Origin of the sequence: Sphingomonas sp. CCH21-G11, assembly GCF_001555965.1 — a bacterium.
GTDB lineage: Bacteria > Pseudomonadota > Alphaproteobacteria > Sphingomonadales > Sphingomonadaceae > Sphingomonas.
Genome location: NZ_LSHX01000029.1, coordinates 159,496 through 171,567, shown reverse-complemented (window position 1 = coordinate 171,567; position 12,072 = coordinate 159,496). Strand labels below are relative to the sequence as shown.

General features: G+C 63.6%; 10 protein-coding genes. 2 read left to right on the top strand and 8 right to left on the bottom strand.

Annotated elements, in window-relative coordinates; translation table 11 throughout:
- Positions 1-52 precede the first annotated feature (52 nt).
- Together AX676_RS07265 and AX676_RS07260 are read left to right on the top strand one after the other, a co-directional pair.
- Positions 53-3,058 carry a TonB-dependent receptor gene (locus tag AX676_RS07265; protein ID WP_066477901.1) on the top strand — a complete coding sequence of 1,002 codons (3,006 nt, stop codon included), beginning with the start codon at positions 53-55 and terminating at the stop codon, positions 3,056-3,058.
- Positions 3,059-3,132: 74 nt separating this feature from the next.
- Positions 3,133-4,698: a tryptophan halogenase family protein gene (locus tag AX676_RS07260; RefSeq protein WP_082731107.1), complete on the top strand. Its 1,566-nt coding sequence runs from the start codon at positions 3,133-3,135 to the stop codon at positions 4,696-4,698.
- Here the strand turns inward: AX676_RS07260 and AX676_RS07255 are convergent.
- The 8 genes from AX676_RS07255 to AX676_RS17725 all read right to left on the bottom strand — a co-directional run bounded on the left by AX676_RS07255 (position 4,695) and on the right by AX676_RS17725 (position 12,027).
- Positions 4,695-5,732, bottom strand: coding sequence for a LacI family DNA-binding transcriptional regulator (locus tag AX676_RS07255; RefSeq protein WP_156437669.1), 1,038 nt, complete (start codon positions 5,730-5,732; stop codon positions 4,695-4,697). The two genes, AX676_RS07260 and AX676_RS07255, sit on opposite strands and share 4 nt — an antisense overlap.
- 364 nt (positions 5,733-6,096) lie before the next feature.
- On the bottom strand, positions 6,097-7,500 hold the full coding sequence (locus AX676_RS07250; RefSeq protein ID WP_082731105.1) for a DUF4932 domain-containing protein: 1,404 nt from the start codon (positions 7,498-7,500) through the stop codon (positions 6,097-6,099).
- A 104-nt stretch (positions 7,501-7,604) separates the two neighbouring features.
- On the bottom strand, positions 7,605-8,024 hold the full coding sequence (locus tag AX676_RS07245) for an Ohr family peroxiredoxin (protein WP_066477895.1): 420 nt from the start codon (positions 8,022-8,024) through the stop codon (positions 7,605-7,607).
- Between the two features lie 88 nt (positions 8,025-8,112).
- Positions 8,113-9,165, bottom strand: coding sequence for an aldo/keto reductase (locus AX676_RS07240; protein WP_066478014.1), 1,053 nt, complete (start codon positions 9,163-9,165; stop codon positions 8,113-8,115).
- A 33-nt stretch (positions 9,166-9,198) separates the two neighbouring features.
- Entirely contained in the window at positions 9,199-9,936 is a 738-nt protein-coding gene (locus tag AX676_RS07235) for an SDR family oxidoreductase (RefSeq protein ID WP_197417063.1), read from the bottom strand.
- A gap of 61 nt (positions 9,937-9,997) precedes the next feature.
- The gene (locus AX676_RS07230) at positions 9,998-10,576 is read right to left on the bottom strand and encodes a TetR/AcrR family transcriptional regulator (protein WP_066477890.1); all 579 of its coding nucleotides are present in this window, start codon (positions 10,574-10,576) and stop codon (positions 9,998-10,000) included.
- A gap of 508 nt (positions 10,577-11,084) precedes the next feature.
- Entirely contained in the window at positions 11,085-11,621 is a 537-nt protein-coding gene (locus tag AX676_RS07225; RefSeq protein WP_066477888.1) for a DUF6653 family protein, read from the bottom strand.
- Between the two features lie 172 nt (positions 11,622-11,793).
- Complete coding sequence (locus AX676_RS17725; RefSeq protein WP_156441219.1) at positions 11,794-12,027, bottom strand: hypothetical protein; 234 nt, start codon at positions 12,025-12,027, stop codon at positions 11,794-11,796.
- Between the last annotated feature and the right edge of the window lie 45 nt (positions 12,028-12,072).

The window sequence follows — 12,072 nt, the reverse complement described above, 5'->3', positions numbered from 1 at the left end:
TTGGCGTGGACCCCGGCAGCGCACGACCGGGGCTGGCTTGGGAGGAGGATATATGAGGGGCTTTTCATTCAAAGCGCGGCTGAACATCGTATCGGCTACATGGATCCTCGCGGTCGCGTGCAGCGTGCCCGCACATGCGCAGGATACGAATGCGGCGGTGCCGCAGGATACGGCACCAGCGCAGGAAGAGCCCGCGTCGCAGGACGATGCCGCGACGCAGGACATCATCGTCACCGGATTCCGCGAGTCGCTTGCAAGTGCGTTGAACGCCAAGCGCAACTCCAACCTGATCATCGAATCGGTCACGGCGGAGGACATCGGCAAGTTTCCCGACCAGAACATTACCGAGTCGCTCCAGCGGCTGCCCGGCATTCAGATCGACCGGGAAAACGGACAGGGTACCCGGGTACGGATTCGCGGCCTGGACCAGAACGTCACCGTGTTGAACGGCGAATTGTTCGTCACCGGCCTCGAAGCCTTCAAGGTCGGCGAGGGTAACTTTACCCGGAACGACAGCCTCGAAGGCGTGCCGTCCGAGCTGATCGGCGGGGTGGACGTCTATAAATCGCCCAACGCGTCGCTGCTTGAGGGCGGCCTCGGCGGCATCATCGACCTCAAAACTCGCGGCGCGCTCGACCTGAAGCCGGGCCTGACGCTGGGCGGCAACGCGCGCGTCAACAAGGGCAGCGAGATCAGCGGCTGGAAGCCCACCGGCGCATTGGTGGTGGGCTACAACTTTGACGATCGTTTCGGCATCATCGCGTCGCTGAGCTATGACCGGGTCAACCAGCACAATAATGTGCTCGGCGGCGAAAATCGCGGCAACTGGGCGTTCGCCAATCGAGTCGATTCGGCCACCGTGCCGAACTATTACGCCCCCGAATATCGCTATGTCACCGACCGCGACATTCGCCGGGAGCGGTGGGGCGGATCGCTCGGCGTCACCTGGCGGCCGACCGACGAGCTGGAACTCGCCGGCCAGTTCTTCCACTCGGACTACAAGGTCGACACGCGAGAAGCGTCGCTCAAATTCCCGTTCGCGCAGGGCGAGGCGCGCGGCCTCCAGGGCGGGTTCTCGATCGACGACGACGGCGTCCTCCAACAGGGCACGATGCGCGCCCAGTCGGCCGAAGCGATCTCGTTCGTCGATGTTTCGAACACCACGTCGGACAATGCACAGTTCACCGTCAAGTTCGACAACAAGCGCAATTTCCGGCTGAACGTCGCCGCGACTTACTCACAGGGTGACCTGACACGCAACGTCGCGAACAATGACGTGCGCTACACCGCCTATGCCGTGCCGACCGCGAACCCATCCAGCCCGACCGGCTTTTCACACCAGCCCGCAAACCCCGCAGCGCCCGCCACCTTCGATTTCACCTATGACAACCGCGATGGGAAGTTTCCATCGTTCGGGATCGCATCGGGCAGTCCGCAGGACCTGTTCACCAACCCCGCCTATGGGTACTTCAAGTCGCACTGGGCCTTTGGCGATCGGTCGGAGATCGACGGGCAGTCATTCCGCGCCGATATGGCCTGGGACATCGATGACAGCGACACCAATGCCATCACCGTCAGCGCCGGGTTCCGGTATGGGCGGCGCAACATCGATTTCACCTCGGGTCGCTATCTCGCCGACATCAGCGGCATGGGTGAGCCCGACGGTTCGCAGCTCGGGTACAACTGGACGCCCTATACCTACTTCCTCGACGGTGCGATCGGCTTCAAGGCTTGCGAAATCCCGGTTGCGCAGCAGAACCCGCAGCAGCGCGGCTGCGACAACCGGTTCGGCAACTCGCCGCCAGTCATGACGCCGTTCCAGACGTTCACCGACGCGCCCGATCGGGTGGAGCTCATCAAGAATTTCGCCGGCGGCGGCGTGGTCCAGGGCGATCAGGTGCTCGTCCAGAACCGCGCCCAGATGACGGACGCGCTCGCCTGGATCCAGGGGCTTTTCCCTGACAAGCCGTTCGCGTTCTTTGAGGATCCGATCCAGAGCTTCTTCGTGCGTGAGGAAACGCGGTCCGGCTATGTAATGGCTGATATCGGCAGCGAAGACGATCCCTACCATGTCAATGTCGGCGTCCGCATCGTCGACACCAAGCTCAGGGTTGATCAGAACCAGGGCGTCGCCGACCCGGTCTATTTCGGGACGGATAGCTGGAACGGCGTGGTCCGCGATTTCGAGACAACCACCTTCGACCGCAGCTACACCGATTTCCTCCCCAGCCTGAACGTCGTGGCGAGTATCGACGACCGGCAGAAGGTGCGCTTCTCGGCGGCCCGGGTCGTCGCGCGCCAGGACCTGTTCAGCCTTGGCCGCGGCTTCGCGACCGACTTCACGCGCGATCCGCAGACCAATCTGTTCACCTTCACCAGCGGGAGCCGCGGCAATCCTGAGCTGGAGCCATATCGGGCCTATCAGTTCGACGCCGCCTATGAGTATTATTTCGGCCGCCAGGGCCTGTTGTCCATTGCCGGGTTCTGGAAGGAAGTCGATTCCTTCATTGTCACTCAGACGGTCCCCACATTCGTCAGCGATCAGGCCGGCGGCCGACTGGGCCCGGTTGCGCAACCGGTGAACGGCACGGGCGGGCAGGTGCGCGGGTTCGAGGTCGCGGCGCAATATGCCTTCCCGTTCGGGCTCGGCTTCACCGCCAACTACACCTTCTCCGACACCTCGACCGACGGGTTCAACGACTTTGATGAAGGGTTGCCCCTGCCTGGCGTGTCGCGCCACTCCGCCAACGGCCAGATTTATTACGAGAATTACGGCTTTGCGGCGCGCGCGTCCTATTCCTGGCGATCCGAAGCCTATTTGGGCAATTTCGGCTTCTCCGACGGCGGAACGACGCGGACGCTAGGAATCTATCAGCGCCCTTACGGTCAGCTCGACGGGCAAATCAGCTATCAGGTGACCCCGATGTTCAACGTGTTCATGGAAGGCATCAACCTCACCAAGTCTGATCAGTCCGCGTTTCTCCAGTTCCGGGAATTGCCGCTTCGCTTCGAATCCGGCTCCAGGCGCATCTACGCAGGTGTACGCTTCAACTTCTGACCGTCCGCGCGGACGGCGAGTCGCACGCCGGCGGCTCGCCCGATGCGTGGCGAAGATAGCGGAAGGGCTGGGACATGAGGGACGGGCAGGCGCTGCGATCGGTCGTCATCCTGGGGGGCGGGACCGCTGGCTGGTCCGCCGCCGCATTGCTCGCCAAGCGCCTGGAAGGCAGCGGGACGACGATCACCCTCGTCGAATCGTCGAGCATCCCGACGGTCGGCGTCGGGGAGGCGACGATCCCGCCGATCTTCGAGTTCCTTCGCTTCTGCGGCATCGACGAGGTGGAGTTCATCCGCCGCACCGGCGCGACGATGAAGCTGGGCATCCGCTTCTGCGACTGGGTTGAGCTGGGTCACGCCTATTGGCATCCGTTCGGCACCTTCGGGCTGACGGTCAACGAGCGGCCGTTCCACCATCTGTGGTGGCGCAACGTCGCCGACGGCGGCACGGAGGAACTGGCTGATGTTTGTCCCGCCATCGCACTGGCGGAAGCGGGCAAGTTCGCGTTCCCGCCGCCGGATGGCGCCTTCCCGGGCGGCGGGCTCGCCTATGCGCTGCATTTCGACGCGGGACTGGTGGCGGCCTATCTGCGTGAAGTGGCGGAGCGTGGCGGCGTCGTGCGGCTTGACCGGCGCGTGATGGGCGGCGAGCGCGACGGCGCCCGCCACGGCGGCGAGGGGATCGCGGCGCTAGTGCTGGAGGGCGGCGAGCGGCTGGAAGCCGACCTCTTCATCGACTGCTCGGGCTTTCGCGGCATGTTGATCGAAGAAACGCTGGCGGCGGGCTATCATGACTGGCGTCACTGGCTGCCGTGCGATCGCGCCGTCGCCGCACCCAGCCGCCACCGCGTCGGGCGCCCGCCTTATACCACGGCCACTGCGTGCACGGCCGGGTGGCAGTGGCGCATTCCGCTGCAACACCGCGTCGGCAACGGCTATGTCTATGCAAGCGAGCACCTGTCCGACGAGGATGCTGCAGCGGCCCTGCTTGCCCGGATCGAGGGACCGGCCGAGGCTGATCCGCGTTTCCTGCGGTTCGTCGCAGGTCACCGGCGGCGCGCGTGGGTGGGTAACTGCGTCGCCATCGGGCTGTCCGCCGGGTTTCTTGAGCCGCTCGAGTCCACCAGCATCCACCTGATCCATACCGGCCTGTACCGCCTGCTGGATTACTGGCCCGACCGGACGATGGCACCACCGCTCGCCCGCGCCTATAACCGTGAGGTCGACGTGGAATATGCGCATATCCGCGACTTTCTGCTGCTGCATTACGTGCCCAATCGGCGGTTCGGCGAGCCGTTCTGGGACCGGATGCGCACGCTGACCCTGCCGGACAGCCTTGCCGAGAAAATCGATCTGTTCACGGCGAGCGGCCGGATCGTGTCGCGTCGTCGCGAGCTGTTCGCCGACATCAGCTGGTGGTTCGTCGCGGTCGGCATGGGATTGCGGCCGGACGCGCACGATCCTTTTGTCGACATCCCCGACAACGCCGAGATCCGCGCATTGATGCGCCAGCTCGGCACGGCGATGCGAACCTATGCAAACGCAGCGCCGACACATGACGCGCTGCTCGATCGCCTGCTCAACCCGGCGGAGACGCGCCGGCCCAATTTCGTCCAGCGCCAGGCAATGGGCGCGCGTTAAGCCTGCCCGTTCGCTGGCGGTGGCGGCCCCACGGAATCGCGGACGAGAAGCTCGAAGCGGTGCGCGGTCAAAGTCTGGGACGGTTCACCGCTCAACTGCCGGATGAGCACGTCGACTGCGCTGACCGCCATGTCATAGACCGGCTGGCGGATCGTGGTGAGCCGCGGCCAGGCGACGCGCGAAACCTCCGAATCGTCGAAGCCGACAATGGACAGCTGTTCGGGCAGCGCCAGGCCGAGTTCGCGCGCCGCCATCAGCGCGCCGACTGCCATCTCGTCATTCTGCACCAGGATCGCGGTTGGCCGGTCGGCGCGGGCGAGCAAGCGCTGCGCCGCCTCATATCCGGATTCGAAGGTGTAGAAGCCCTGTTCGACCCAGTCGGTCCGAAGCTCGATCCCCGCCCCCGCCATTGCCTGCGTATAGCCCAGCGTGCGTGCCATGCTGGACGGGTGGGCGGGATTGCCCTTGATGATGCCGATCCGCCGATGGCCGTGCCCGATCACATGCTCGGCGATGGTCCGCGCCGCCTCGACATCGTCCAGCACGATGCTCGGCCCCCGCTCCAGCATTGTGGTGGACGCGATGCGGGCATAGGGCAGCTGGACTGCATCCAGCGCGTCCAGGACGGTCGGGTGGTCGGAAGCGGGCGGCGCCAGGATCACGCCGTCGAGTGCAGCTGCGCGCAGCAGGGGAACGACTTCGTCCGCATGCTCGCGCACCGACCGAATCGGCAGAGACACCAGATGATACCGCTCATCCTTCAGCCGATCGAGCGCACCCAGTTGAAGCTCGACCGAATAGCTCGGACTGGGATTTTCATAAACCAGGCCGAGCAGATACGACCGACGGCGCACCAGCGCCTGCGCAAGGGCATTGGGATGGTAGTTCAGGCTTCGCGCCGCTTCGCGCACGCGGTCGCGCAAGTCGGGGCTGACGTTGGGTTCGCCATTGAGGACGCGGGACACGGACTTCGCCGATACCCCCACGGCGCGCGCTACGTCGACGATCGTTGTCCTTCGTTGTCGGTCAGCCATGTTTAAGGTCATTCAACGCTGCGGCTTGATCGTCAACGGAGAACCGCAACTCTGCTGGCAGCTCTGTCAGACGAATGAGGCAGGGCCTGGGGCGCGGTGATAGCACGGAGGGATGAGCCGCAAATCTCGAGCCCTGCCGCCTAGCCCGCAATCACCACCGACGGCCTGCGCTCCTACGGGGCAGCGATGGACGAGCTCGGTAATCGATAAGCAGCACATTGGCCGTCACGCGAATAATCGCGTGGAGGAGCGCCGCTCAGCCGCCCTGGCTGAGTGGCAGATCATCGCAAGCTAAGCCGCCGCGCCCAAAGCCACAGCTCCTTCCGGTGGAGACGAGTGCGCATTAGACTGACAGCACCTTCGCCTATTGTGCGGCAACCCAATCTAGCATCGCCGGATAGAGGTCTTCGATTGTCTGGCCGGGCTTGCGCGCCGCGTACAGTCGCAGAAGCTCGGCATCGAATGCCGCGAAGCGGAGGAAACCGCGACCATTCTGCATGTTGTCGACGACAGCGGCGTGCGAGATGGCGAAATCCTGGTCTGTCATCAGATCGCGGTAGTAGAGACTGACCAGCGCCCAGTTCATGTATTCATCGAACAGCGCCTCAGCCCCCGGATAATTGCCCGGAGCCTTGGTATCGTCAGCCCAGGCGGGCCGATCGGTGAGAGCCTTGGCGATCTGATCCCGATATTTCTCGGCCACCGGATTGATGAAGCCGTGGTTCATTTCGGTGAACAGGATCGCCGAACGCTCGATCGCGGCGCCCTGGGGCGTAAGGCCACGATTGGCACCGTAGGGATAGTTCACATGCGGCTGCAGCTCGCGATAGCCATTCGCCTCCAGCGTGGTGAGCGACTGGTTATAGGCGACCAGCGGCGAGAACACGATCTTCACCCCGTCATAGGGCTTCACCGAGGGAAAGCGCTCGCCCAGCCAGCTGCTGATCCGCGCGACCTGCGCCTCATCATCGAAGAACCGGATCTGCTTTTTGTAGAGATCCTGATGCTCGCGATAGAAGGCGCGGAAGCTGCTGACATTTGCGAAGTCCTGAAGGTCTTCGAGATAGGGCAGTACCGCGTTGTCGAGCGATCCGGCAAAGCCGGTGCGGTCATACACCGGACTGCGCACGATGCGCCCCTCGGCGTCGAAGACGAAGGCATAGCCGTTCATCTTGAAGGAGAAATAGTCCATCCGGTCCTGACGCAGCATGGCGTCCACCCGCTTGATGAGCGGATGATCGACGAAGGGGGCGAAATGAGTCTGGACCGCCGCATAATAGGAGCTGTCGTGATAGACCATGTCGCGATCCCCCTGCCCAAAGGGCGAGATTGCGATGGCGATGTTCACCAGTTCATAGACTTCGGGCACTTCGACGACGGTCTTTCCGCGATACGCCGCCTGGTAGGCGGCATCGAATACGGCCGGCGGCGTGTTGCGCTGAGCGCGGATGACGGTAGCGATCCGCGCGCCCTTGAACGCAATCTCGAGCGGTCGGGACTGGTTGGGGATGAAATCGGCACAGGCGCGCTGTGTTTCGTTGAGGAAACAAATGGTCGAAGGCTCCGCCTTCTCGACCGGCAGCGCGATATCGCGCGGATAACTGTTCGGATCGAGCTGCCAATTGCCGAGCAGATTGCCGTCGATCTCGATACCGACCTCGGCGGTTGTCGCCTCGAGACGCATAACCTGGGGTTCCTGCGCCATGGCCGGCGAGGGAAGCATCGCTGCAAGCAGCATGGCGCGGCGCAAGGGGGCAGTGATTGGCATCGGAAACCTCGTCTGTAAGGCGCTGCCAGCCGGCGGTGCGGGACGCCCTGCGCGCGCCGACTGGCAGTAACTAGCGATATTTGAAGATCAATGACAGGATCGCGTCACGCATCCTTGATGGTGAAGCGCGTCTCGACATTGCCCGATGTGGCGTTGGTGTAAGCGCAGATTCGCTTGGCTTCGGCGATTACCGCGTCGCGATCCGTGCCGGAAAGGCCTGGAACACTGACATCAAAGTCGGCGCGCAGGCCATAGCGGCCATCCTCGCGCACGAACAGCGTGACGGCGGTGTCGATGCTCACCTCGCCGGCATCGAGCTTCATCTGCCCGGCGGCGAAGCGGATGGCGCTGGCGAAGCAGGCCGAAAAGCCCGCGGCAAAAAGCTGTTCGGGATTGGTGCCCGCGCCATTGCCGCCCAATTCCTTGGGGAACGCCAGCTTGACGTCGAGATTGCCGTCGGCGGAGCGTGCCGCGCCGTCGCGGCCGTGGGTGATGCTGACTTGGGCGACGTAGAGATCTTTCACGGGGGTTCTCCTTGGGGGCGCTCCCTCGGGGACAGTCGGCACGTGCGGGAGCGGACGCGCACCGAAATGGAAAAAGGGCGAGCGGACCTCAGGCTGGCGGTCGTTTGCCGCCCGGAGCGCGGCCTGCGGCCTGATAGGAGACCATCCAGCCGGGGTATTCGCCCGGCAGCTGCGATGCCTGATCGAGCGCCGCGATATCTTCTGCGGTCAAAGCGCGCGCGAGTTCGACCGCGCCCAGATTGTCACCCAGCTGTGGGAGCTGCTTGGCACCGATGATGACGCTGGTGACGGCAGGGCGCGTGAGCAACCACGCGAGCGCAGCCTGCGCGATGCTGGCTCCGTGCGCCGCCGCGATCGGGCGGGCGGCAGCGATCACCGCGGCAGCGCGGGTGCGATCGACCGGCGGAAAGTCGAAAGCCGTGCGCCGCGCATCCGCCGGGCCTGTTTCGGGCGCGAGCGGATCGAACTTGCCTGACAGCAGCCCGCCCGCGAGCGGACTCCATACCAGGATGCCGAGCCCGGCAGCCTCGGCCTGTGGCAGCACCTCGCGCTCGGCATCGCGGCCGGCCAGCGAATAATAGACCTGATTGGCGGCAAGCGCCGGTGCATGGGTGCGCGCGGCAATGCCGATCAGGCGCTCGGCCTGCCAGCCGGGATGATTGCACAGGCCGATATGGCGCACCTTGCCCGACCGGACCAGCGCCGCCAGCCCGTCGACAATTTCCTCGGGCGGGGTGACCGGATCGACCCCGTGCAGCTGGAACAGATCGATGTGATCGACCTGCAACCGCCTGAGGCTCTGATCCACGCTCCACATCAGATGGCGGCGGGTGGAGCCCCCGGCATTGGGGCCGGGGCCGACCCGCTCATAGGCCTTGGTCGCAAGGATCAGCTCGTCGCGCGGCAGGCCAAGCTGACGGATCGCCTGGCCCAGAATTTCCTCCGAGCGGCCATGGGCATAGACATCGGCGGTATCGATCAGATTGATCCCCGCATCGAACGCATCGCGCAGAATGGGCATGGCGGCCGCGACATTGAGCTCCCCCATGGAGCGCCAGAAATCCCCGCCACCAAAGGTCATCGTCCCAAGCGCAAGCTCGGAGACATAAAGGCCGGTGCGACCAAGCAAACGGTAACGCATGTTCATCATCCTCAGCGTTGATGCGATTCAGCGTCAGATCAGCCGGTGGCCGCCATCGACATGGACGATCTCGCCGGTGACCGAGCAGTTGTTCATCAGGAACAGCACCGCACCGGCGACATCGGCCGCGGCGGCGATATGGCCCACCGGCAGCGTGGCGGCGACATCGGCAAAGGCGGCGTGGCGATCCTCGCCCAACAGGCCTTCCCACATCGGCGTGTCGGTCCAGCCGGGGGCGACCGCATTTACCCGCACAGGGGCTAGATCAAGGGCCAATGCGCGGGCGCTCTGCTCGGCAGCGGCTGTACCGACATTGGTGATCCACGCGCCCTTGGCCGGACGGTCGGTAGACACGCCGCCCGTCAGGGTGATCGAGCCACCAGCCGGAATCTTGCCCTCGGTCGCCGCGACGAGATGCGCGATGCCAAAGATGCGCGGCTCGATCGCGGCTCGATAGGCGGCGACGTCACCGCTTGCAGGGCCGCCGACAAAGGTGCCGGCCGAATGATAGACGTGATCGACCGTGTCGAAGCGCGCGAACAGGGCGCGGACCGAGGCGGCGTCCGCGGCGTCGACAACGGCGGTTTCGAGTCCGGGTATGGCTGCGGCGGCGGCCGCAAGCGCCGCTTCCCCCCGCGGGCCGCAATGGTGACGCGCGCACCGCGCGCCAGTGCCTGACGGGCGACTTCCAGCCCGATGCCCTTGCTGCCGCCGATCACGACGACGTTCTGCCCGTGCATGATGATTTCCTTCGCAAGCGAGGCGGCCCATCGCCGCCTCGCCCATCTAGGTATTCAGGATCGATCGATCAATATATAAAATGAACGATCGATCATTTTTCGAATGCGAAGGGCTCCAGCGCTGCCTTTGCAACATGCTTGATGGTGGACGCATCCGCCCCGGCGCGCCCCAGGGTCATGATGCTCACGACCGCGCCGACCAGAGCATCAGCGCGCAGATCGAGGTCGGTTTCCGGCGGCAGATCATCCGCCGTCGCGGCGATCATCAGATTACGGACGAAAAAGTCGCGGATCTCGCGCATCCGCCCTCGAGCTAGCGCCTGTGTGGCTGCGGAATGGACCTCGCGTTCGGCCACGGTGTTGATGATCAGGCAGCCCGCGCGGTCGGAATCGTCCGAGGCGAGCTTGGCCTGGAGCGTGATCCAGGCGCGAATCGCCGCCAGACCCTCGGTGTCCGTCGGAAGGGTGGTCCGGAAGAAGCTCGCGTAATGTTCGAACACCTGCTGGAACAGGCCTTCCTTGTCACGAAACGCGGCGTAAATGCTGCCCGGCTTGAGGCCCGTAGCGGCGTAGATGTCGGACATCGAGGTTGCCGCATATCCCTTGCGCCAGAAAACGCGCATCGCCTGATCGAGCGCAGCGGTGAGATCAAATTCGCGGGTTCTTGCCATCTAGGGATTATGTTTATGTTTCGATCAAGAATCAAGGCCTGGCGCTCGAGGCAGATCCGCCCCAAGGCTGCTCGTGCGGCGCGACCTACGAGAGCTGAATGCGTCTAGACGGTCGAGTCAATCGCATTGCCTAGGAGGCTCAACAGCACGCCAGTTCAAGAGCGGCGCGCTTCAAACACAATAATGTCCGCCGTACGCAGACAGCTTTTCACGACCCTGGAGTCATCGAAAAATCATCCGAAGCTTTCTGGCGATCCCTGTCGATAATCAAGAATTGTCGGCTCTTGGCGCAACCCGCCGTCGTCGAAGTTGCTATTGGACAGCCAGAATGTCCCAAACCCCGTCCCCTTGGTGAAAGGCAACTATATCCGCTTCCAGGCAGTGAGCGGGCGAGCCGCAATGACCGAGATGAGGGCGCATTGCCGCCTCTCAGCCTTGGATCGACACAAACGGCGGCTCTTGACCCTAAAATGCGGTTCGCAACGATCTTGCTCGCTTCCAGAAGCTGTCACCGCCCGGTCGATACCGCACATGATTGGGGTGGCCGATAGCGGAGCTCCGGATGACTGCTGATCATGTCTTCGTAGAGGATGGCCATGCGATCAATGTACCAGAGCTTTCCGACCGTAATCACGGCTATGCCGAAAACCGTTGGCCAGAGATCGAGCGTGACGAGACCCCAAACCACGAAGGGAAACCCCATCAGAGATGCGATATTGAGCCCATTTGGCATGACCTTGTGGCGGTTCGGTACCGCGACACGATGCCTGTTTGACCATAACCGTTCGCCGAAAACGCCCTTGGCGATCCAATAGCGATCGTCACGAACGGGACCGAATGCGCGTGGGTTCAGCCATATCCAAAGCAGCGCCAGAAGAGTGGGCGCAAGCGACCACCAGCCCAACCAGACGCGACTCCAGATGGCGAGCACGAGCAGCGGTAGGCAGGTCGTGAACCGGGTCCACCCGCTCCACGGATTGGCGTGGCGAGCCCAGCCCACTTCATCTAACCCGAAGGCGCGAGCAACACGGCTTTCGGCGGTCATGAATGTGCCTCACGTCTAGTCAGGCCTTGAGATACCGCGTCGATCAGCGTCGCTGCGGCGGCTTGAAACCGCTGCGGCGAGTCAAACCGGTCGCGATGCACTGCCAGCAGCGAAACCGACCGAACCACATCGATCAAGGTTTCAATAGAATGCGGGCAAATCTCTCGGCTATTTATACGCTCTGCAAAGAAAGTAGCGAGCGGCGTTCCATCCATGCTGCCTTTTGCTGAAGGTCGTCAGGACGCACACGCTTCGCGATTGCCGCCAGCGAGTGCGGTTCAGAGGCCGATGTTTTGTTGATGATCGCGATCTCCACCATGGCGAACATGTAAGTCGCAACAGCACATACATAGAGCAAATGCCGCTCAGCAAGGCGGCATGGTGCCACAAAGAGCATTGAAATCACTCAGAAATATGCTTCACGCGGCACGCTGGCCGACGGGGTAGCACG